Source organism: Sulfurospirillum diekertiae, from assembly GCF_011769985.2.
GTDB classification, from domain to species: Bacteria; Campylobacterota; Campylobacteria; order Campylobacterales; family Sulfurospirillaceae; genus Sulfurospirillum; species Sulfurospirillum diekertiae.
In genome coordinates, this window is the sequence record NZ_CP039734.2 from 2,332,426 (window position 1) to 2,355,788 (window position 23,363).

The following is a 23,363-nucleotide window of genomic DNA, read 5'->3' on the forward strand; positions in this document are numbered from 1 at the left end:
ATTACAATACCCTCTTTACAAAGCTTCTCTGTTAAGGACGTTTTATGCAACTCGATATTTGGCTCACGATGCTCGTTGCCTCTATTCTTATTAGTGTCTCTCCTGGGGCTGGGGCGGTTGTCTCCATGAACTATGGACTTAAATACGGACTTAAACGCTCATATGCAGCTATTATGGGGCTTCAAGTGGGTCTTTTTGTGCAAACGTTTATTGTCGTCATAGGATTAGGCTCTCTCATCATGAGTTCGCTGCTTCTTTTTAATATCATCAAGTGGATTGGTGTGGTGTACTTGGTCTTTTTGGGAGTTATGAAGTTTATTGAAAAGCCACACTTGCCAGATGACACAGCTAAAATCAAAGCTTTTTCGGCTTCAAAAGCGTTTATTCAAGCCACGCTGATTAACCTGACCAACATCAAAGCAACCGTCTTTTTAGTCGCGTTTATTCCACAGTTTCTGAACCCCAATAAACCACTTCTTGGGCAATTTGCTATTATCTGTGCAACGCTCATTTGTGTGGACATCATCGTCATGACAGGTTATAGCTCGCTCGCTTCCAAGCTTAAAAACGTCATCAAATCTATTCGTGCCATTAAGATTCAAAACCGCCTTACAGGAGCTTTTTTACTCCTTGCTGCCTTTTTTATCTCAACGGCAAAACGCGCTTAAGCAAATTTTTTCGCGTACACTTCTTCATCAAAACCCACTAAAAGCGCTCCATCTTCACACTCGACGATGGGGCGTTTAAACAGCAGTTGCTCTCTTAAAAGCCAACCTCTTTTTTCTGCATCGTCCATCTCTTTACTAAGTCCCAATGTCTTAAACTTCGTCCCTTTGGTATTGAAAATCACCGACATCGGCTGACAACTAAGCCACTCTTGAAGCTTTGCTTCGCTGATCTGTGTACTTTTAAGATCGACAAAGGTATAAGGAACAACCTTCGCTTTAAAAAAAGCAATCGCTTTTTTCACACTTCCACACGTGGTAATACCATACACTTTGATCATACATTCTCCTTATAAAATTCTATGCAATTTCGCCCTTTTTGTTTGGCTTGATACATTGCTTTATCCGCTTCACTAAAAATAGTTTCTTGATGCTGCTTTTTATCGCTAAATAACGTAATTCCAATACTCGCTGTACATTGGTGATGAATGACTTTTTCATCCTCTTCTTCCTGCAATGCAATCACGTACGGTGCGCTTACATGTAAAAGAATAGAAGAAGCAATTTTGATAGCCTCTTCTTGGGCAATATACTCTTCTAGGCTTAAATTTTCCACTGCAATTAAGAATTCATCTCCACCAAAACGAGCAACGACATCCACATCACGCACACATGTTTTTAAGCGTTTAGCTACGTCAATGAGGAGCACATCTCCCGCTTTATGTCCAAAAGCATCGTTAAGGGGTTTGAAATTATCCAAATCCAGTACCAAAAGAGCCCCATACTGTTTTATTCGCTTTGCGTGTGATAGCATCATCGTAAAGCGTTCATGAAACAATCGCCGATTGGGTAACTGCGTTAAAGAATCATGATAAGCGAGCTCACGGATAAGCTCTTCGGTTTTTTTACGCTCTGTAATGTCCGTAGAAATACCACACAATGCGTAGACACTCCCATCTTCACGTAGAAGTGGGATTTTCGTTGAAAGACAGGTTATTGCTCTTTCTGTATGCTTGCTGGTGAGGTGTTCTTCGATCGTCACTTTGCGCCCGTATTCGATGACTTCCCTATCTGCTTTTCGAAGAGCTTGAATGGTTGGCTCATCAAAAAAATCTTCATCGGTTTTTCCAACAACTTCAATTAAATCACAATGCTTTCGGTTAGCATAAATATAACGATACTGTGTATCTTTAATGTAAATAAACGCTTCAAGGCTCTCTAAAATCGTATTGAGTTTCGCTTCACTTTGCATCAATCCTAATGTGCGTTCTTGGATTTTCTCTTCTAACGCTCTATTATTAGAGCGTACATACTCTATCATCGTGCTAAACTGTTGCGAAAGGTCTTTAATTTCAGCACTCCCAACAGGATGAAGGTCAATCTCGTAATGGCCATGTTCAATGGCTTGCATGTTCGTTTTTAAGCGATTCAAAGGATTAAGAATTAACGTGCGTAGCTGGTAACCAACGGCGATCAATGCAATTAAAAAAAGTGCACTGAGGAGGGGAAAGATGGAAAAATCTTTAACCGCATCAAGCTCTTTTGCGTCAATAAGCGTTAAGCTAAACCAATCAATTTCGTGAAGATACGTCAACCCTAAAAGCTTTTTGACATCACCATACTCTACCCAAATAGTACGTATTTCATCGGGATGCGTACTTAAATAACTAACAGCTTCACGGATAGCATCTTTATCTTGCTGACGAACAAACAATGTATCAATCTTTTGATATGTTCCCGTAGTGTTTTTGTGGCTCAGATAATCACTAAGTTTTGTACTGCGTTCCAGTTGAATATCCAAATAACGGTTGATAAAAAAGTTTTGAATTCCCTCTTGTTCAACGCCAACAGACTCTCGTACAAAACGGGTAAAATCCAGTCCCGTCCCAACAACGCCAACCACTTTGTTATGGATTACCACATCATAGTTAAGCCAGATATAGGTATGTTTAAGGACCTCATCGGTATCAACATTAATACGATACGCTTGATTATCGGCGATAACATTATAAAACCATGCATCATTTTTTGAAGCAGGTGAAAGTTTATACTGAAGTTCCTTGCCTGCATAACTATTTTTTGCATCATTAAAATAGTAGTTTTCACTTTTAACAAAAGCAGCAAAATAACTTTTACTTTGAAATTTTTGTCGATACGATTCTAAAATAGCTAAACCATTTTTGCGTTTGCTTTCATTTGTATCATCCAGTGCCATGGCGAGAATAGCAGGCTCATTTGCCATTTCTTGAATAATCTCATGCTCTTGCAATAGAGGAAGAAGGGTGCGATTTTTATCAAAAATAATCTGTTTTTTAATAAACCGTTCTGCCCATTTTTCATTGACCTTATCGAATAATATCTCCGTGTAAAACCAAACACTCAAAGAGAAAAAAAGAAACAGCGCTAGCATAAAAATAAATAGTTTCCCTTTTATACGCATCTGCGTTTCCTTATATTTCTCGTTTTGAACATTATAACAGTTATACGTAACAAATAAAAATCAAAAAATGGTTTTAATTTAGACCTATAAGTATCTTTACCCTATAATAATGAATACTCTTTATAACAAAGTTGGAACAATGAACAATCTCTCGAAAGAGACACAAGGCTACATCTACGCTCTTTTAGCGTTTGTTTTCTGGGGTTTAATCCCGATCTATTTTAAACTGATTGCTTCAGTATCCGCCGCAGAAATACTCGCACACCGTATTATCTGGTCTGTGGTACTGCTCTTTGGTATGATTATTGTAAGTCGTCAATTCGGTGCATTTACCCTTCTGATTCGAGATATTCATAAAATCAAATACCTCGTACTCTCCGCTCTTTTGGTTTCGCTGAATTGGTTGGTATTCATTTGGGCAGTCAGTCATAATATGATTGCCGAATCCAGTCTTGGCTATTACATTAATCCGCTGGTGAATTTTGCTTTGGGCATCCTCTTTTTTAAAGATCGCCCTACGTTTTGGCAAAAAATTGCTATTGCCTTAGCTTTCAGTGCCATTGTGTACCAAGCAGTCACCCTTGGGTCTATTCCTGTCGTTTCATTGGTCTTAGCATTTAGTTTTGGCTTTTATGGACTGATTCGTAAACAGATTAACCTTCCTGCTATGACAGGACTGTATATCGAAACACTGATTTTACTCCCTTTGGCACTGCTCTATTTTGGGTATTTAGTGGCGACACACCAAAATGCGTTTGTCTTTCCTCCCAATGCAATTTCGTGGCTTTTACTTTTAGCCGGTTTTATCACGGTTGTTCCGCTTTTATGGTTTAACGCGGCGGCTACACGCATCTCTCTCATTCACTTAGGCTTTTTCCAGTACATTAGCCCTACCGTTTCCTTTTTGTTAGCTATTTTTGTTTATGATGAGATTTTAGTTCCCGAAAAGCTCACCAGTTTTGTGCTCATTTGGATTGCACTTGCTATCTTTAGCATGGATGGATACCTAAAAAAGAGACGTACCAAAGAGGTCTAAATGAAAGTTTTGATCGTAGAAGATGATACTAAAATCGCCGCTTTTTTAAAAAAAGGGTTAGAGGAAGAGTATTTTTGTGTTGATATCTGCTATAACGGCGAAGATGCCATCTATTTATCAGGGATGAATGCCTACGATGTCATCATCTTGGATATTATGATCAAAGGGCTACAAGGCGATCAAGTTTGTCAAAAATTACGAGAGCAAAAAATTGCTATTCCCATCATTATGCTCAGTGCTAAAAGTACAATCAGCGACAAAGTCAGTCTGCTCAACTTGGGAGCAGATGATTATCTGACCAAACCTTTTAGCTTTGACGAACTACTCGCACGCATTCATGTGCAACTCCGAAAGCATGATCACAAAGAAGTGCTTCTTAACGTAGGCGATCTTATACTTAACCCTCTTACCAAAACCGTCACACGAGGAAGCGAGGCTATTGCTTTAACGGCTAAAGAGTATGTCCTTTTAGAATACCTGATGCGCCATAAAAATGCCATCATTGAAGAACACCTTTTAGAAGAACAAATTTTTAGCATGGAACAGAGTATCCAAAGTAATATACTCAATGTTTACATGTACCGCTTACGCACCAAAATTGATAAAAATTTTGAGCTCAAACTCATTAAAACCTATCGTAACCAAGGATACACGATCAGTGATGCAACGCTTTAAAAACCTCAAGTTCAGACTTCTTGCAACGCTTGGTACTGTTTTATTTGCACTTTTTTATGGCTTTGGGTACATTGTTGTGCATTCGCTTGAAAGCTCTTATCAACAAACATCAGAAGCAACGCTTTTTGCGGTGCTTAAAGATATTAAACATGATTTTAATTTAGATCCTAGCAAAGAGATCATTTTCAATGACAATAAACAAGAATTTAATATGCCCATCTTATACGCACAAGTGGTTGCATATGACAGTTTATCCAATACGCCTACCGTCATTCAACGCTCGAATGATCTTAAAGAAAGAACACTGAAAATAGAACCTAGTATTATTCAACAAATTTTTGAACGCCCAAATGAAATTGTCTTTTCAACCATGTCCGATTCAAATCTAACACAACAAAAAATCTATATTGGCACACTACTCTTAGCACAAAATGAAGACCAAATACTCTTTTTACAGTGTGCTATGCCCTATGACAAGCATACGCCACAAGTCAAAGAGATGACCTCTACCCTTTGGGCGGGACTTTCTTCATTACTTATGATCATTTTAGTATTGGCCTCTATTTTAATCTCAAAATCACTCCAAAATGTTCAAAAGGTGACAAATACTGCCAAAGAAATCAGTACGCAGGATTTGCACTCTACGATTCCTCAAACCCATATTGCCTACGAGATTGATGATTTAATTGCCACATTTAACACACTGCTTAATGAACTTCAAAATGCGTATGCCCAAGTCAAGCAGTTTGGTCAAAATGCTTCTCATGAGCTTAAAACTCCTCTTACAATTATCCAAGGTGAAGTTGATATAGGACTTCGTAAAGAGCGCACTATTGAAGAGTATCAACGTATTTTGCACAAAGTTGCTAAAGAGGTCAGTACCCTTCATGCGGTCATTGAAAAAATTCTCTTTTTGTCCAGTACCACTAAAAACGATCTCAAAAACCATTTTAGTGAAGTCTATTTAGACGAGGTTTTACTGGATGCCATCGAAGAAAAACGTTCTTTAAGTGAGCAGAAAAATCTAACATTACATGTAAACACCCTAGAAGCGGTCAGCGTCTTAGGCAATGCTGCTCTTTTAAAGATTGCCATTGCCAATCTCATCGATAATGCCATCAAATACACGACTGCTCCAGCAACCATTGAGATCGCTCTTTTTACACATGAACTTCAGATTAAAGATGAAGGGTTGGGCATTAAAGAAGAAGAGTTAGCACATATTTTTGAACAGTTTTACAGAGGCGATACCAGTAAGCAAAGTACCCAAGGAAGTGGGCTTGGGCTTGCTATTGTCAAAAATATTCTCGACCTACATAATTTTGGCATTACCGTTCACAGCCAAGAAGGCGTTGGCACACAGATATTGATTACAATCTAATTCATCTTACATTCATCTATTTATACTAAAATGCATCAACTTCATCAGTAAGGATAATACGTATGCCTTTTAAATTTTTTGCATCGCACAGTCAACGAACCATTTTACTACTCTCTTTGGGCATGGTTTCGCTCTACAACATTACTTTCTTTTCAAAAATTTTTACGTTTGCGATGGAGGAAAAAAACTATTTTATTGCTTTCAGTGCACCTTTTATTCTGATGCTTATGTTCATTTGTATCCTCAACTTTCTTCTACTGCTGACACATCGAAAAGCTTTTAGAATGGTCGTTTCCACCCTGATTGTTACAGGAGCGATGTCCAGTTATTTTATCGATACATTTGGAACGGTTATCGATAAAAATATGTTCATCAATGTCATGCAAACCGACAGTGCTGAAGTACTTGATCTTTTTACGCCTAAACTTATCGCCTATTTAACTTGCGCTAGTGCTCTCTCGTTTTGGGTACTGTTTAAAGCACCCATCTCATTTTCAAGTTACGCGAAAGAGTTTGCACAAAAAGCCCTTGTAGGGGTTCTTTCACTGCTGATGGTTGCAGGGCTTTATATGATGGTGAGTAAGTCGTACAGCTCTTTTTTTCGAAATCACCATGAACTCAAAATGTACCTCAATCCCGCTTATCCTATCGCCTCTTTTTCAAAATTTGTCTATGCTAAATTCAAACCAAAGCCTCAGTTTATGGCTATTGCCACCGATGCAACACGCCAAAATAAAGAGAAGAAGAAACTGGTTGTCTTTGTTTTAGGCGAAACAGCGCGTGCTCAAAACTTTTCACTGGGTGGCTATGACGTACCAACCAATCCACTTTTATCGAAACGAGATGACATTGTCTACTTACCAAACTTCGCCTCATGTGGTACGGCAACTGCTATTTCAGTGCCGTGCATGTTTTCAAAATTTGGAAGAAATGATTGGGGCGATGACAAAGAATATTTCGAAAATGCTGTCGATGTACTGGCAAAAACCGGTGTTCGTATCATCTGGAGAGACAATAACTCTGGTGGCGACAAAGAGATCGCTAAACGCATGAGCGATGTTGTTCAATATGGTGGTCAAGGCTTTGATGAAGTGTTGCTCAAAGATTTCCAAGCCAATATCGACAAACACTATGAAGATACGTTCATTGTTCTACATCAAGAGGGCAGTCATGGACCAACCTATTTTAAGCGTTATCCTGAAGCCTTTAAAAAATTTACCCCAACCTGTGACACGCAAGAGCTTGATAAATGTACCCAAGAACAGATTGTGAATACGTATAATAATACGATTCTCTACACCGATTACATCGTCAATGAGACGATTAATCTGCTCCAAGCCAACGAAGACAAATATGAGACAACCCTCATTTATATCTCAGACCATGGTGAATCACTTGGTGAAAATGGTGTTTATCTGCATGGATTACCTTATATGATTGCGCCTGAAGATCAAAAACACGTGCCTGCCCTATTCTATTTCGGCGATAAAGCCAAGCGTGAATTTTTACATGTAAAAGCCAATGAACGCTTTTCACAAGACAATCTTTTCCATACACTCCTAGGTCTTTTTGCTGTCAAAACAAGTGAATACAAGCCAACTCTCGATCTCTTGCACTAGGGCTTTTGATCTTTACATGTAAAGCAAAAAATGTATGAAACACTCGTTTGATCCCATTTACGATACCAACTCGAAAGTGCTTATTTTAGGTACTTTCCCTTCCGTTAAGTCACGTGAACAAAACTTTTATTATGGACATCCACAAAACCGTTTTTGGAAAGTGATTGCCGCATTAACCCACACGCCACTGCCGATAAGCATTGAAGAAAAAAAAGCAATGTTGTTACATCATGGCATTGCACTTTGGGATGTGATTGAAAGTTGTGATATCACAGGCTCAAGCGATAGTAGTATTAAAAATGTGGTGCCGATGGATTTTTCGAACATACTCCATCACACTCCTATAACCCACATTTATGCCAATGGAGCTACCGCGTTTAAACTCTTCCAAAAATACTGTGAAACCGCCACAGGCATCAACATCATTAAACTTCCATCCACGAGTCCTGCCAATGCTGCCTTTTCGTTCGAAAAACTCTTACACGAATGGAGCATTCTCAAAATATAAATAGTATCTTTGATTTTTTTAATCAGCCCCGTGTTATAATAGAAATCATACTATTAAAGGAATTATGCGTGGTTTATGAGCTTATACAAGACAACCGTATTCACATCCATTTTCAACCGATTGTCTCTATCCGCAGTGCCAAAGTCATTGGATATGAAGCACTGATGCGCGCCTTTGATGAAAACAATGAACCCCTCTCCCCTATCTTTGTTTTTGAGCAAGCCAAAAGCGAAAACCTCACGTTTGAACTTGATAAGTACGCACGGATTAAAGCATTAGAGCGTTTTAAGTCCATTTTAGATGCCAATAACGAAGTGCTCTTATTTCTCAATTTTGAATCCCACCTGCTTGATAGCCATATTAGCTTTGCCGACTTTGCTTTTTACACTCTTGCCAATGATCTTGGCATTCCTCCTTCGCGTATTGTGATTGAGATCAAAGAGTACCAAATCAAAGACAGTGAACGTCTCAAACAGTTCTGTGATTTTTACAAAGACCATGGCTTTCTGATCGCCCTTGATGATTTTGGTGCGGGCAATGCCAACTTTGACCGCATCTCTACGGTTCGCCCCCATATTGTCAAAGTCGATCGTTCCATCGTTTTTAATGTACATAACAATTTCATTCACAAAGAGATTTTAAAATCCATCGCCAATATGTGCTTTAATATCGGTGCACTCGTCCTTGCAGAAGGGGTTGAAGAAGAAGAGGAGATCTTACGCTCTTTAAAACTTGATATCGACCTCTTTCAAGGTTTTTGGTTTGCCAGACCTAGTGCCACGATTTGTGACAAAACCCTTTTAGATAAAAAAATTACCTACATTGGAGAAAAGCACACCCAAAATGTTAAAACGTCCATGCAACACAAAGAATTCTTAATCGAAAGTGCTAAAGCCTATACCCATACAATTATTGAGTCCATTAAAACAACCCATCAAACGAATCTTTTTGATTTTCTGAAAAAATTTGACATCATTGAAGCCATTTATTGCATTAATGCCACTACAGGCATCCAAGAGGGTAACACCTTTATCAGTGCCGATACCAACGAGTTTTTCCAACCTGCACGAGACGGCGACAATCATGCGCTCAAAGAGTATTTTTACATTACCAAAGAATCAAAACGGGGCAATTATCTCAGTCAAAAGTACATTTCCCGTGCATCGGGTCGCATGTGTCGTACTTTTGCTCAAAAATTTATCTTAGATAACCATGAGCACATTCTCTGTTTGGATCTTAAAGTACAAACGCTTTAGACATATGTTTGGGTAAACTCAACGTCGGATTGACTAAAAGTGCGGTACTCCAAACACCTGCATCCACCGTTGTCGGAGCAATGATACTCATTTGAGCATATCTCTGTTCACTGTGAGGTGAGATAATATGCGAAAAGCGGTGTTCCTCAATCGCCGTGTAACGTTTGGAATGCCCCGACGTACACAGTGATGCGTCTCTTAACATTACCGTTGCGACATTCACATCAGGTTTTTTGGGGTCTTGAATACCAATACACCAAGACTCATCATGGCACATTCCATACGCCGCAATATCGCCTCCAAAATTCACTAAAGCCGAGCTAATTCCCATCGTTTGAAGTCGCATGATGGTCTGATCTACCGCATACTCTTTGACAATACCTCCCAAATCAATCTGCGTATAAGGATTTGAAAAATAAAGCCTCTCGCCTTCAAGGCTTAATGCAGTAAAGTTAGCAAAAGGTGTTAATTTAGCACTTATCGCTTGGTATTCGTGCAATGAAATTGCTTTTTGCGCTTGTTTGAGTGTTCCTGCCAACGCAATATCAAAAGCACCTTGCGTTAGACGTGCATAAAACAACGCTAACGCTAAAAGGGCGGAAAGCTCTTTGCTAAGAGTGAAGGTATCGCTTTGACGGTGGTTAATCGCATAAATTTCGGAGGTAGATTCAAAAAAACTGTACTGTTTTTGCAGGTATTTGACATCTGCTAACAAAGAAGCAAGGATGCGATCTCCCTCTTCTTTGGTTGCAACGTCAAATTGAAGTTCACACGGTGTTGTAAAGGCTAAAAAATGAGCGATATACACCGTGTTAAGTTTTAGGCGATAAGGCTTGCATTGCTACTTGTGGTTGTATCGGTGCTGCCGTATGCTGCCAAAATCTTTTGTAACAAGCTTGATTGCAAATCTTCAATTGATTTTTGAGTGGATGTTTGTGTTGCAGAAGCATCATCCGATGACTGAGCTTGTTTTAAAGCGCTTAAAAGCTCATCCGAGCTGATCGTACCATCTTTGTTGGTGTCAAGAGCACTAAAGATTTGATCGGTATTGCTAGAACTTGTACTAGTATTGCTCGAATTACCCGACAATGAATCAATAGCTTGTTGAAATTCCGACTTATCAATGCTGTTGTTATTGTTGGTATCCATTGATGTCATCAGTGTTGATGCCATCTGGCTCATAACATTGCCAAAATCTTGTGATGATGAGGACATGCTACTTGCACTGCTTTGACTATGAACATTACTGCTATAAGATGACGTAAGACTATTGCCGATTGTCATATGAAACTCCTCTTTACTGCCATAAAACTTTTACACTATTTTACAGCAACAATAGTAACTGAAAAGTAACAAAAGACTCTCATTACGCATAATACGCTAAAAGAGCCACCCCAAAAAAAATACGATAAATACCAAAAGAGACAAAGGTATAATTTTGTAAAAATCGTACAAAGAGTTTAATGGTGAAATACGCCGTGATGAACGCAACTACAAAACCAACCCCTAAAACGATGAGATTGTCAACATTAAATTCGTTATAATTTTTAACAATACTATACCCTGTTGCAGCACTCATAACAGGAAAAGCGAGTAAAAAGGAAAACTCCGCACTGGCTTTGCGTGTCAATCCTACAAACATAGCGCCCAAGATAGTTGAACCAGCCCTACTTGTTCCAGGAACCAGTCCTGCCAGTTGTGCTAAACCAATGAGAAATGCCTGTTTATAGCTTACTTTTTCGACATCATTGATAAAATGCTCTTTGGGTTTATAGTACTTCTCCGCAATTAAGAAAATCACACCGCCCACAATAAACATCGTCGCAACAATTTCAACACTAAAAAGCGTTTTAATCTGTTTTGCAAATAAAAATCCAACGATACCAATCGGTAAAAATGCGACTGCAAGTTTCTTCCAAAGTTCTATTTTTTTGAGCGTAAACTTCTCTTTGTACGCTAAAACAACTGCCATAATGGCCGCAAACTGAATGATAATCTCATACGCCTTCGTAACCGTGTCCTGTTTAATGCCTAAAAAATCTGCCGTAACGATCATATGCCCCGTTGAAGAAACAGGAAAAAACTCAGTGAAACCCTCTACGATTCCCATAATAATTGATTGCAAAATATCCACGAAAAATCCTACATGTAAAATAAAAAAAGATTGTAACATAAGCAATGTTATAATCTTTTTTAGGCACTAAAACTTTTTACATGTAAAGGAAAACCTATGCTTTTAGATTTCTCAAAACTTGACACCACCAGCATCTATAAACTCATCTCCAACACCGTCACCCCACGTCCTATTGCATGGATCAGCACCGAACACAATGGCATCACCAACCTTGCCCCTTTTAGCTATTTTATTCCCCTCTCGTCCGAGCCTCCAATGCTCATTGTCTCTATCGGTAAAAAAGAAGACGGTAGCCCCAAAGACACGCTGGCTAACTTTTTGAATGGTTCGAAAGCGACGATCAATTTTGTCTCCAAAGAGCTCAAAGATGTCATGAGCCAAAGTGCGACGTCACTTGCGTATGAACAGAGCGAATTTGAGCAATTTGGCATTAGTGGACACAAAGTGTTGCCAAACTACCCGATGGTTGTGGAAGGAACGCATGCTGTGTTCTTTTGCAGTTTTGTCAAAACTATGCCCATCGAAGGCAGTGAAACCACACCGTGTTTGCTGCTTGTGGAGCACGCATATTACGCTGATGGTGTCATTGACAAAGCTTTACATGTAAAGCTGGATAACATAGGACGCGTAGGCTCAAAATTTTTGGTCGATGGCTCGCTCGTATTATAAACTTAAATAAAAATAATTTTTAAAGATTAAACTTTTTTTAATGTCGAGTCGATTACAATACATTCATAATTGCTGTTAGTCTAAGGCTTAGACGTACATGAAGTAGCATCTTTTTTTCTGCTTACCCTCTTTACATGTAAACTCCACAGCACTACATTTTCATACAAGGAAAGACAATGGGTGTTGAACTCCATAAAGATTTACTCTCAAGTATCGGTGTTGATGTTGAACGTCACGCAAAAATGATGGGCATGGGACTTGCAGGCTATCAAGCAGGCTTCATGAGCCAACCCAATCGCCCCAAAGCGATGGCGTATTTTGACTGGTTTATGAGCGAAATCCAAGCCGAGCGTATCGCTGAGATTAACGCGCTCAAAGCACAAAAAAAACCTGCCGTGGGGACGTTTTGTATCTTCGTTCCTGAAGAGATCGTTGTAGGTGCAGGCGGAGCGTGTTTTGGACTCTGTGGAGGAGCCAATCCTCCTATCGCGGACGCGGAGAGCGAACTGCCTCGCAACATCTGTCCCCTCATCAAATCCGCGTACGGTTTTAAACTCCAACACACCTGTGCGTACACACAATCAGCCGATTTTATCTACGGTGAAACCACCTGTGAAGCAAAGAAAAAAACATGGGAACTTCTAGGCAAACACCACCCCGTGCATGTGATGAACATTCCGCACATGAAGCGCGAACGTGACCTTAAAATGTGGCAAGAGGAAATTAAAGAGTTTAAAGAGCACATCGAAGAAGTGAGTGAGCGCAAACTCAGCCTTGCAGAGATGCTTGAGGGCGTTAAAGTCATCAACGCCAAACGTGACGCGATGAAACGCCTTGACACGCTTCGCGGTATGCACCCAGACATCATGCCAATTAGCGGTAAAGACGCACTCTTCATCAGTCAAATGAGCTTTTTAGATGACCCAAAACGCTTTACGCAAAAAGTGAATGAACTCTGCGATGAACTCGATGTTCGCATTAAAGAAAAAGTGAGCGTTTTTCCTGAAAATACGCCTCGCATCATGGTTTTAGGCACGCCTATCGCGCCACCAAACTGGAAACTGCACACCGCTGTTGAGGGTTCTGGTGCGTGCATCATCAACGAAGAAGGCTGCATCGGTCATCGTTACTTTAAAGACAATGTGGATATCGAAGGAGTTCAAAGCGAGGACGAGCTTTACGAGCGTCTGATGAAACGCTACTCCAAAATCGACTGTGCGTGTTTCACGCCAAATCAAGGCAGAACCGACAAAATCATTCAAATGTATAAAGATAGAAAAGCCGATGGCGTCATCTACTACACGCTCTCTTTCTGCCACACCTACAATGTCGAGTCGCATCTTGTAACCGAAGCGCTCGCCAAAGAAGGCATCCCATGCCTCGTCATTGAGTCGGATTACTCGCCAGAAGATGCAGGACAGATCAAAACCCGTGTGGAAGCCTTTTTGGAGAGCATCACGTTTAAACAAAAAGCCGAAGTGTTCGCAAACAAATAATGTTTTGGGGCGTGGATATAGGCTCAACCTATACAAAAATCATCGGCATTGGCAAAGAGCGGGAGATCGTCAATATGACGGTCATCCCGACCATCTTCAATCAAGACAAAATCGTGGGTGAGTATCTAGCAGACAAAGAGGTTAAGATGCTCGTCGCCACGGGCTACGGACGGCATATGCTAGCAGATTCGCATGGCGCACCCGTCATCTCCGAGATCAAAGCCCACGCCAAAGGGGCGTACTTTTTTCATAACGACGTCAAAACCGTCATCGACTTAGGCGGACAAGACAGCAAAGTCATCAAAATGGGCGATGACGGTGGCTTTACCGACTTTCGCATGAACGACAAGTGTGCGGCAGGGACGGGCAAATTCTTAGAAATCGCCGCGAATCGTTTAGGCTTAGACATGCAAACCTTCGCCAACGCAGGCTTTGAACACGACAAGGAACTGACCATTTCGAGCATGTGCGCTGTTTTTGCCGAATCTGAGGTCATCTCGCTGATCGCCAAAAAAGAAAGCTTAGCGAACATCTGCTACGGTGTTCATGAATCCATCGCCTCTAGGCTAGCGTCGATGGCGAAGAAATTTGTACTCAACCCAAACGACTGCATCGTCTTTAGTGGCGGCGGCGCACTCAATCCTTTTTTACACCATATGTTAGAACTCAAACTTGAACGCAAAATCCTCGTACCTGAACATCCACAACTTATCGGTGCAGTGGGTGCGGCACTTTCGGGCTTTGAGGTGGTAAATTAGAGCATCAGAATGATTTTTTGATGTTCTATCCTCTTTACATGTAAAGCTATCGTAGCAAGGTTTTTTCAGCGCCATCTAAAATCATCTTAATCTCATCATCCGATGCCCCATAGTGGTAAAACGTTTTGTAAAACTGCTTGACCTCTTGCTCCATCGAAATATCTGAGAAGCGCTCGGGGTAAAACATTTTCCCAAGCCACAGTGGTTGCAAAGCACCCTCGGCACTGCGGACGGACCAGAGGTAAACACCTGTTGGCACGACATAGACGCGCTTATTTTTGATTGCATCCAGTGTTTGAAAAGCGGGGTTATTCACGATCACATCGCGACTTGTGTTGCTATTGGTGATGATGACATCAGGATTCCAAACTAAAACCTGTTCAGCGTTGATGATCTTCACCATATCATTGGAGTCGATCGCGTAGTCACGCGCAACATTGTTCCCACCTGCGATTTTGATGTACTGCGCACCAATATCACTATCGTTGATTGTTGAGTAATTGCCTGCCGAAAAGTTAAGCGCCAAAACATTGAGTTTTTGGGAAATCGTGGAAGTGTGTCTTTCAACCATTTGAAGCATCATTTCATAGTAGTCGTTGAATACTTGTGCTTTTTGAGGGGCATCGTCTCCTAAAATTTCGGCAATTAAACGAATACTCTCCTTGATCTCCGCAATGGTGGCAAAGTTACTGATCTTAACAACAGCTATGCCTGAAGCTTTAAGTTGCGCAACATTGGCTTCACTGAGAAAAAACGATGTCGGTCCAAAAACAACTTGTGTTTTAGAAGCAATAAGTGATTCAATGCTTGAGGGAAGAGTAGTGCTTGAGCTATTTTGCTTTAAAGAGGGGAAGATTTTGTAAAACATTTCAGAGAGTCTGGGAACACTGGAAGCTATTTTCTGCTCACCGCCCAACATACATGTCACTTGGGCAAAAGCACCAATCAGCGGTGTAACTCTTTTTACATGTAAAGGAACAGCAACTTCTTTTCCATCGCTGTCTTTAACTATGCGAAACCCATCATCGGCGTAACTGAGCGAAGAACAAAGCAAACATACAAACAGTACAATGCCATGCAGTGCTCTCATTGTCTGTCTCAAAGCTTGATTTCGCATGGTTTCCACCACATAACGTAGGTTTTAGTTTTACGAAGTAAATGCACTCTACCATCATCTAAAATATTTAAATAGCGATCTACATTCATACGATACCGCTCTTCATGTTCTGGTAAAATGGTTCCTAAAAAACGCAAATCTTCATACGCCTCTTCATTGGAAGTGTAAAATCGTTCAAACCCATCATCCAAAACCACAACACTAGGATTTGCGCCCATGTCATAGATCATATTAAATGTCACATTATAATCAAGCATGCGCGCATCGGGGCGTGGTTTGAGTGGTGGAATATCAGTGATGCCTTCTAAAAAATCGAGTTGAATTTCGCGAAGACTTGGCGCATTGGCAAAGCTCATGACAAAGACATATTTGGTCGCAATTTGGTTAAGTTTGATAAGATCAAACATTCCTACAGAGCGTGAAGCTACGGCAATATCATGCTTTCCAATTTTTTCTACAGCATCCTCATCGAGCCAACTTTGAAACAGAGGCGTGACATTTTCAAGCCCCTCATTTTTGGCGTTGAACATACAACGCTCTAACATTTTGTCATACGCATCCACGCACGTAACCGATTTAGCTTTTTTTGCCATTGGGACGGTTAATCTTCCAGGTCCACTGCCGATATCCACGACGGTATCTTCTTTTGTAATCAACATGGTATCGACCTGCTTTTGCGTAAATGCCTTTTCTAGCTTTGCCATACCATCGTACATCTCTGTGATTGTATTCCAATCAATCTCTGGCATCTTAAGACCTCCTTGCATCGCAAAACGATTGCGATGCAGGAATTCCCAGTTTACTAAACCATTCATCATGACTTAAAACTTGACTTCGATAGAGGCTGTAACATTGCGACCATCCCCTAAAAACAGTGTTGTCGTACCTGCCGTAGCGTCACCATCTAACCCTGAGACATTACCAGCAAAAATACCTGCCCAATATTTTTCATTGGTAATATTATTGACAGAAAGTCTTAAAATAGTTTTATCTCCAAATAATTGCTTCGTAGCATACCTCGCACCTATATCCGTTGTAAAGTATGAGTCAGCCCACTCAGTATTGGCAGGGTCAATTGCTCTTTTGCCCGTATAGTGAAAATTACTACTCAAGACCAACTCTTTATAACTTGGGACGGTATATTCTGCTAAAAGATTTGCTTGCCATTCAGGCATACCAATGGCTTGTTTATTATCAATATTCGCTATTTTTGCCCCTGTTATGTCTGTATCCATATAGGTAATGCCTCCAAATAAGGCAACCGATTCAGCAACTTTTCCAGAAGCCATAAACTCAACACCTTGGTTAGTTTGGTCGCCTTGTATTTCATAAATACCATCATAACCTAGATAAGCCGTTGGGCGCTTGATTTGGAAAAGAGCCGCGGAGAGATCAACACGGTCTAAAGAGAGTTTAGAACCTATCTCATACTGCTTGCTACGATAGGGATCAAGAATAAACGTTTTACCAGAATACGTCACAGGATCAAACTGCTGTAAACTGTCAGCATACGTGATATAAAAGCTAAGATTTTTCAACGGTTTGTAGATCAAGCTTGCCGCATAGCTGTAACCATCTTTGGATATTTCACTGGTCGTAGCTCCCGTTGTAGCATATGCATCTTTATCGATCCAGCTTTTACTTGTGGAGAGAACCGTCTGCCACTGGTCGTTCAGCTTAATCGTATCCGCTAACGTCAAACTTTCTACATCGGTTGTTGAAGAGACATAGCGTCTAGAGCCATCTGCACCATAAATATCCCAACGATAGCCATTACCGCCTAGGGCAAGGTCATGTTCTAAACCCAAAAAGTTTTGCTCTGTTGTCACATACCCCATCCAACTATCAAGATCAAATCGTGCTGCCATAGGCGATACGGAGACAACAGCTGGCGTATACGTTCCTGCATTAGAATTAAAGGTACTCGAACCAATATACATATTTCTATCTGCTCTTTGATTCAGATAACCTGCCTCCGCATGCCAATTATCGGCTATCTCATATTTGAGTTTGGTACTGTAGGTCGTTGTCGTTATCTCTCGACCTCCATTGTTTGGTCCATACTTTTTGTCAGTAGCATCAAAGGCATCGGGAAGCGTGTATTTTGCTACACCAAGAGCAGTATATGGCATAAGATATGAGCTTGAATAGCCCTCTTTAATGTAATTGTAATAACTAAAGTTCGTCTCTAATGTCAAGCGCTCTGTTAGGTGAAAGTCCAGTCCTAGAGAGACAAGCTTTCTTCGTAAAGCACTATTGTCGACATAACCTTCTCCGTCCCCACCAATCACAACGGCACGGTAACCAATGGCATCATTTGCCATGCCACCAACATCTGCCATTGCTTCGCCGTAGCCTTTGTAACCATAGGTCATTTTTACAGAATTTTCATAATCTGCGGTAGGACGTTTACGTGTAAAACTATAAATTCCTGAGGGGGCTGTTGGACCGTAAAGAGCACCCGCAAGCCCATTGATAATTTGTAAATCATCAAACATTTCCATTGCGGTAGCGGTAGTAGAAACGATATGCAATCCATCCCAGAAACTGTTTGCAACGACTTCTCCGCGCATTCCTCTGGTTTGAGGACGACCAAGGTCTGCCCCACCACGATACTCAATTTGGGCAGAAGGAACGTACTTAATCACATCTTCCAAGCCCATTGCTTGAGCGTTTTCGCTCAAGTCTTTAGGAATCGTATTGATTTGATACGGTGTATCAATCGCTTTTTTCTTGCCCAATGGTCCAACAGTGACGTTTTTATCCAAGAAACCATCCGAAATACCATCGTTATTTACCATATTGACTTGTGTTGCCGTCGTTTCAACTGCATCTAACTTATACACATCCGCATGCAAAGTCAATGGAAATACCACTATGGCTACCATGACGCTTAAATTTAGCCTTTTATTGCTCATAAGTTCATCCATCCTTTTCGTTATTCTTTAAAATATATAACGGTTATTTAACTCTTAAATTACTTAAACATGCGTTAAATACATTTTAAGTGTTTATAAAAAAATCACAAAAATGAATAAAATTTAATCACTTGCTTTAAAAGAGATGAACGAAAAAATTAACCTTTACATGTAAAGATATTGCAACCCTTGAATGCTATAATGAGTCTATAAAATGAGACTTAAACTCAAGGAGCAAATACGTGCGTACTCGAATCGAGCATGATCTTATCGGCGATAAAGAGATTTCCAACGAATGTTATTATGGTGTTCAAACGGCACGTGCTATGGAGAACTTTCACATTACAGGTGTCACGCTTGGAAGCTTCCCCACTTTTCTTGAATCCATTGCCAAAGTTAAAAAAGCGGCGGCTTTGGCCAATTATGAGTTAAATCTTCTGAGCGAACTTAAAAAAAATGCGATTGTTGAGGCGTGCGATGCCATCATTGCAGGTAAATTCCACGATCAATTTGTGGTCGATATGATCCAAGGCGGGGCGGGGACTTCGACCAATATGAATGCTAATGAAGTCATCGCTAACATTGGTTTGGAGATTATGGGGCACGAAAAAGGCGAATACAAATACTTGCATCCTAACAACGATGTCAACCTCTCACAATCCACCAATGATGCCTACCCAACTGCCCTTCGCGTGGCACTCTATGAAAAATTGGGCGAACTCACCGAGTCCATGAGCATCATCAAAAACTCGTTTACCAAAAAATCTGCGGAGTTCAAAGATGTCATTAAAATGGGTCGAACCCAACTGCAAGATGCCGTGCCGATGACGCTTGAGCAAGAGTTTCGCACCTACGCTGTCATGATCGGCGAAGACATACAAAGAGTGCATGAAGCAAGGCAATTGGTGCGCGAGATCAACATGGGTGCAACGGCGATTGGAACGGGCATTAACGCGCATCCTGATTATGCCAAGATGGTTGAAGCCAAACTGCAAGAGGTGACGGGTCGTCCTTTTATTACTGCGGGCGATCTCATTGAAGCGACCCAAGACACAGGTGCATATGTGCAAATTTCTGGTGTTTTAAAACGCGTTGCCACCAAAATGTCTAAAATCTGCAACGATCTTCGCCTTTTAAGTTCAGGGCCACGCACAGGTTTTGGCGAGATCAACCTACCTGCGATGCAACCCGGAAGTTCCATCATGCCAGGAAAAGTCAATCCTGTCATTCCTGAAGTTGTGAACCAAGTCTGTTTTCAAGTCATCGGTACGGACATTGCCGTGACGATGGCGTGCGAAGCGGGACAACTGCAACTCAATGTCTTTGAGCCACTCATTGCTTACAACCTTTTTAACTCGGTCAATATGATGAAAAATGCCTTTGAAGCACTCGCGTACACGTGTGTCGATGGCATTACGGCGAACAAAGAGCGATGTAAAGCTTTGGTGCTTAATAGCATCGGACTTGTCACCGCACTCAATCCGTATTTAGGCTATGAAAACTCGACGATCGTCGCCAAAGAGGCGTTAGAGACAGGCGGTTCTGTCTATGACATCGTTTTAGAAAAAGGCTTACTAGACAAAGAACAACTCGATGAAATCATCAAACCAGAAAACATGATCCAACCCCACAATTTCGGGCTTTCCGAAAAAAGCAAATTTAATAAAGTTTAAGATTGAGGGCGTTTTGCCCTCTTTACATGTAACCATTTTCTACACTTAATTTTTATATATTTCAATTAGTATTATTCTTTCAATTTTTTTTCAAAAAGTCATTTTCAAGTCTCTTTAGAGGTTTAAACTTCCACTACCTTTAAATCTTAAGGAGACAAAATGTCAACTAGAATCGAACACGATCTAATCGGTGATAAAGAAATATCAAATGAGTGTTATTATGGCGTTCAAACAGCTCGCGCTGCTGAGAACTTTCACATTACTGGAATTACGCTTGAAAAATTCCCAACCTTTATTACATGCCTAGCAAAAGTTAAAAAAGCAGCAGCTCTTGCCAACCATGAGCTTGGACTTCTTGCGGAAAACAAAAAAAATGTTATCTGTGAAGCATGTGATGAGATTATCGGTGGTCAATACCATAACCAATTTGTGGTCGACATGTTCCAAGGTGGAGCGGGTACTTCTACAAATATGAACGCAAACGAAGTTATCGCAAATATTGGACTTGAAAAACTAGGTCACAAAAAAGGTGAATACAAATACCTTCACCCAAACAATGATGTTAACCTTTCTCAATCAACTAATGATGCCTACCCAACAGCACTTCGTGTTGCTCTTTTTGAAAAACTCGGTGAACTGACCGTTTCGATGAGCATCATCAAAAATTCATTTGCGAAAAAAGCAGTTGAGTTTAAAGATGTCATTAAAATGGGTCGTACTCAACTTCAAGATGCTGTTCCAATGACTTTGGAGCAAGAATTTCGTACGTATGCCGTTATGATCGGTGAAGATATTCAACGTGTCATCGAAGCACAACAATTGATGCGTGAGATGAACCTTGGCGCAACTGCTATTGGTACTGGTATCAATGCGCACCCAAATTACTCAAAAACCGTTGAAGCCAAACTCCAAGAAGTAACCGGTCGTCCTTTTGTCACAGCAGGTGATCTTGTTGAAGCAACCCAAGATACAGGTGCTTATGTACAAATCTCTGGTGTTCTTAAACGTGTCGCTACCAAAATGTCAAAAATTTGTAATGACCTTCGTCTTTTAAGTTCAGGACCAAGAACTGGCTTTGGCGAAATCAATCTTCCAGCAATGCAACCAGGCAGTTCTATCATGCCAGGTAAAGTCAATCCTGTTATCCCTGAAGTCGTTAACCAAGTCTGTTTCCAAGTCATTGGTACCGATGTTTCCGTTACGATGGCATGTGAAGCAGGTCAACTTCAACTCAACGTATTTGAGCCTGTTATTGCGTACAACCTTTTCACGTCCGTTAACATGATGAAAAACGCATTTGAGACATTGGCATATACCTGTGTTGATGGCATTACAGCTAATCCTGATCGATGTAAAGCACTCGTACTTAACAGTATTGGTCTTGTGACAGCGCTTAATCCATTTATCGGTTATGAAAACTCAACTTCTGTCGCTAAAGAAGCACTAGAAACAGGTGGTTCTGTTTATGACATCGTGCTTGCACGTGGTCTTTTAGCCAAAGCGGAACTTGATGACATTATCAAACCAGAGAACATGATTAAACCTCGTAGTTACGATAAAAAATAGCCTTCCGTGCCACAAGGAAGGCAACTTCCTTTCACACATTACTCACTTCCTTGTGGCCCCTGATTTCTTTGATTACTTCAAAAAAGCGATGAAAGAAGTTTACTAAGAAGATATATTAAAAGGAGTTACCATGTTATGGTTAGAAATTATCGTCGTTCTTGCTGCCATCTTTTTTGGTGCAAGACTAGGTAGTATTGGTATCGGATATGCAGGAGGATTGGGTGTTTTAGTTTTGACACTGGGTCTTGGGCTAAAATTAGGGTCGATTCCTATCGATGTTATTTTGATTATTATGTCTGTTATTGCAGCCATTGGTGCAATGCAAGTAGCGGGCGGACTTGACTATATGGTCAGTATCGCTGAGAAAATCTTGCGTAAAAACCCTAAACAAATCACTATTCTTGCCCCTATCGTAACGTATGTTATGACATTTTTTGCAGGTACGGGCCATACAGCGTTTTCTACGCTTCCCGTTATTGCCGAAGTGGCAAAAGAGCAAGGCATTCGCCCTTCTCGCCCACTGAGCATTGCTGTTGTTGCTTCTCAAGTTGCCATTACAGCTTCTCCAATTTCTGCTGCCGTTGTCTTTTTAAGCGGTGTTATGGAAAAACAAGGTATTGGTTATTTAGAGCTATTAGCCGTTTTAATCCCATCTTCTTTCCTAGCCTGTATGTGTGCGGCGTTTGTGGCGAACTTCTTGGGCAAAGATCTTAAAGATGATCCAATCTATCAAGACAGACTCGCAAAAGGCCTCGTAAAAACCAGAGGCGCTACCCAACTTGAAATCAAACCCGGTGCGAAGCTCTCTGTGGCTATCTTTTTAGTCTCTATTTTAGCCGTTGTTACCTATGCAACCTTAATTAGTGACAAAATAGGTGTAATCAAAAACCCTGTTTTACCACGTAATGAAGCCATTATGCTTTTCATGTTTGCAGCAGCAACGTTTATCTCTTTCTTTACCAAAATCGATGCAGCTCAAGTGCTTAACTCTGCAACGTTTAAATCAGGTATGAGTGCTTGTATTTGTGTTTTGGGTGTTGCATGGCTTGGTGATACCTTTGTTGTCAATCACATCAAAGAGATTAAAGCAATTGCAGGTGATTTATTGAACGTCTATCCTTGGCTACTCGCAGTGGTTCTTTTCTTTGCAAGTACCCTTCTTTATTCTCAAGCATCTACCGCTAAAGCTTTGATTCCAAGTGCTATCTTACTCGGTGTTTCACCACTCACGATTGTTGCTTCATTTGCAGCGGTCAGTGCGCTTTTCGTACTTCCTACGTATCCAACACTGATTGCAGCGGTTGAGATGGATGATACAGGATCAACCCGTATTGGTAAATATGTCTTTAACCATCCATTTGTTATTCCTGGAACCATTGCGATTGCTCTTTCTGTTATTTTTGCCTTTGTTATCGGCGGTATGATCTTATAATTTTTGCCTTCTTATCGGCT

General features: G+C 40.7%; 21 protein-coding genes. 13 read left to right on the forward strand and 8 right to left on the reverse strand.

What is annotated here, in order from left to right:
- Nucleotides 1-44 precede the first annotated feature (44 nt).
- Nucleotides 45-668 (forward strand): LysE family transporter, encoded by a 624-nt coding sequence (locus FA584_RS11995; RefSeq protein WP_167749594.1) that lies wholly within the window; start codon nucleotides 45-47, stop codon nucleotides 666-668.
- Here the strand turns inward: FA584_RS11995 and FA584_RS12000 are convergent.
- Nucleotides 665-1,006 carry an arsenate reductase family protein gene (locus tag FA584_RS12000; protein WP_191342052.1) on the reverse strand — a complete coding sequence of 114 codons (342 nt, stop codon included), beginning with the start codon at nucleotides 1,004-1,006 and terminating at the stop codon, nucleotides 665-667. The genes FA584_RS11995 and FA584_RS12000 overlap by 4 nt on opposite strands.
- Complete coding sequence (locus FA584_RS12005; RefSeq protein ID WP_167749595.1) at nucleotides 1,003-3,105, reverse strand: diguanylate cyclase domain-containing protein; 2,103 nt, start codon at nucleotides 3,103-3,105, stop codon at nucleotides 1,003-1,005. Before FA584_RS12005 ends, FA584_RS12000 begins: the two co-directional genes overlap by 4 nt.
- Nucleotides 3,106-3,244: 139 nt before the next feature.
- Here FA584_RS12005 and rarD point away from each other — a divergent pair, with 139 nt between their 5' ends.
- From rarD to FA584_RS12035, 6 genes are all read left to right on the forward strand, one after another.
- A complete protein-coding gene (gene rarD / locus FA584_RS12010; RefSeq protein ID WP_096047410.1) occupies nucleotides 3,245-4,141 on the forward strand; it encodes an EamA family transporter RarD in 897 nt (298 codons plus the stop codon).
- Complete coding sequence (locus FA584_RS12015) at nucleotides 4,142-4,816, forward strand: response regulator transcription factor (RefSeq protein WP_167749596.1); 675 nt, start codon at nucleotides 4,142-4,144, stop codon at nucleotides 4,814-4,816.
- On the forward strand, nucleotides 4,803-6,197 hold the full coding sequence (locus FA584_RS12020) for a sensor histidine kinase (protein WP_228447996.1): 1,395 nt from the start codon (nucleotides 4,803-4,805) through the stop codon (nucleotides 6,195-6,197). Before FA584_RS12015 ends, FA584_RS12020 begins: the two co-directional genes overlap by 14 nt.
- Nucleotides 6,198-6,259: 62 nt before the next feature.
- Entirely contained in the window at nucleotides 6,260-7,816 is a 1,557-nt protein-coding gene (locus FA584_RS12025; RefSeq protein ID WP_167749598.1) for a phosphoethanolamine transferase, read from the forward strand.
- Nucleotides 7,817-7,850: 34 nt separating this feature from the next.
- A complete protein-coding gene (locus FA584_RS12030; protein WP_167749599.1) occupies nucleotides 7,851-8,324 on the forward strand; it encodes a DNA-deoxyinosine glycosylase in 474 nt (157 codons plus the stop codon).
- A 68-nt stretch (nucleotides 8,325-8,392) separates the two neighbouring features.
- Complete coding sequence (locus FA584_RS12035; RefSeq protein WP_167749600.1) at nucleotides 8,393-9,580, forward strand: EAL domain-containing protein; 1,188 nt, start codon at nucleotides 8,393-8,395, stop codon at nucleotides 9,578-9,580.
- Here the strand turns inward: FA584_RS12035 and FA584_RS12040 are convergent.
- From FA584_RS12040 to FA584_RS12050, 3 genes are all read right to left on the reverse strand, one after another.
- The gene (locus FA584_RS12040) at nucleotides 9,561-10,388 is read right to left on the reverse strand and encodes an FAD:protein FMN transferase (RefSeq protein ID WP_167749601.1); all 828 of its coding nucleotides are present in this window, start codon (nucleotides 10,386-10,388) and stop codon (nucleotides 9,561-9,563) included. The genes FA584_RS12035 and FA584_RS12040 overlap by 20 nt on opposite strands.
- Nucleotides 10,389-10,399: 11 nt before the next feature.
- Nucleotides 10,400-10,864: an EF-hand domain-containing protein gene (locus tag FA584_RS12045; RefSeq protein ID WP_167749602.1), complete on the reverse strand. Its 465-nt coding sequence runs from the start codon at nucleotides 10,862-10,864 to the stop codon at nucleotides 10,400-10,402.
- Nucleotides 10,865-10,946: 82 nt separating this feature from the next.
- A complete protein-coding gene (locus FA584_RS12050) occupies nucleotides 10,947-11,714 on the reverse strand; it encodes an undecaprenyl-diphosphate phosphatase (protein WP_167750641.1) in 768 nt (255 codons plus the stop codon).
- 96 nt (nucleotides 11,715-11,810) lie between these two features.
- On the opposite strand from FA584_RS12050, the gene FA584_RS12055 reads away from it, so the two are divergent.
- The 3 genes from FA584_RS12055 to FA584_RS12065 all read left to right on the forward strand — a co-directional run bounded on the left by FA584_RS12055 (nucleotide 11,811) and on the right by FA584_RS12065 (nucleotide 14,637).
- Nucleotides 11,811-12,383: a flavin reductase family protein gene (locus tag FA584_RS12055; RefSeq protein WP_167749603.1), complete on the forward strand. Its 573-nt coding sequence runs from the start codon at nucleotides 11,811-11,813 to the stop codon at nucleotides 12,381-12,383.
- Nucleotides 12,384-12,559: 176 nt separating this feature from the next.
- Entirely contained in the window at nucleotides 12,560-13,879 is a 1,320-nt protein-coding gene (locus FA584_RS12060; protein ID WP_167749604.1) for a double-cubane-cluster-containing anaerobic reductase, read from the forward strand.
- The gene (locus FA584_RS12065; RefSeq protein WP_167749605.1) at nucleotides 13,879-14,637 is read left to right on the forward strand and encodes an acyl-CoA dehydratase activase; all 759 of its coding nucleotides are present in this window, start codon (nucleotides 13,879-13,881) and stop codon (nucleotides 14,635-14,637) included. The genes FA584_RS12060 and FA584_RS12065 overlap by 1 nt, the downstream gene beginning before the upstream one ends.
- Before the next feature lie 46 nt (nucleotides 14,638-14,683).
- Here FA584_RS12065 and FA584_RS12070 read toward each other — a convergent pair whose 3' ends face one another.
- From FA584_RS12070 to FA584_RS12080, 3 genes are all read right to left on the reverse strand, one after another.
- Nucleotides 14,684-15,754, reverse strand: a complete 1,071-nt coding sequence (locus FA584_RS12070; protein WP_228447998.1) for an ABC transporter substrate-binding protein — start codon at nucleotides 15,752-15,754, stop codon at nucleotides 14,684-14,686.
- A complete protein-coding gene (locus FA584_RS12075) occupies nucleotides 15,736-16,503 on the reverse strand; it encodes a class I SAM-dependent methyltransferase (RefSeq protein ID WP_228447999.1) in 768 nt (255 codons plus the stop codon). Before FA584_RS12075 ends, FA584_RS12070 begins: the two co-directional genes overlap by 19 nt.
- A gap of 72 nt (nucleotides 16,504-16,575) precedes the next feature.
- Nucleotides 16,576-18,672 carry a TonB-dependent receptor gene (locus FA584_RS12080; protein WP_191342053.1) on the reverse strand — a complete coding sequence of 699 codons (2,097 nt, stop codon included), beginning with the start codon at nucleotides 18,670-18,672 and terminating at the stop codon, nucleotides 16,576-16,578.
- Between the two features lie 242 nt (nucleotides 18,673-18,914).
- On the opposite strand from FA584_RS12080, the gene aspA (FA584_RS12085) reads away from it, so the two are divergent.
- The 3 genes from aspA (FA584_RS12085) (at nucleotide 18,915) to FA584_RS12095 (ending at nucleotide 23,343) form a co-directional block, all read left to right on the forward strand.
- A complete protein-coding gene (gene aspA / locus FA584_RS12085; RefSeq protein WP_167749607.1) occupies nucleotides 18,915-20,345 on the forward strand; it encodes an aspartate ammonia-lyase in 1,431 nt (476 codons plus the stop codon).
- A gap of 159 nt (nucleotides 20,346-20,504) precedes the next feature.
- Nucleotides 20,505-21,911 carry an aspartate ammonia-lyase gene (gene aspA / locus FA584_RS12090; RefSeq protein WP_167749608.1) on the forward strand — a complete coding sequence of 469 codons (1,407 nt, stop codon included), beginning with the start codon at nucleotides 20,505-20,507 and terminating at the stop codon, nucleotides 21,909-21,911.
- A gap of 130 nt (nucleotides 21,912-22,041) precedes the next feature.
- A complete protein-coding gene (locus FA584_RS12095; protein WP_096047424.1) occupies nucleotides 22,042-23,343 on the forward strand; it encodes an anaerobic C4-dicarboxylate transporter in 1,302 nt (433 codons plus the stop codon).
- The last annotated feature ends 20 nt before the right edge of the window (nucleotides 23,344-23,363 follow it).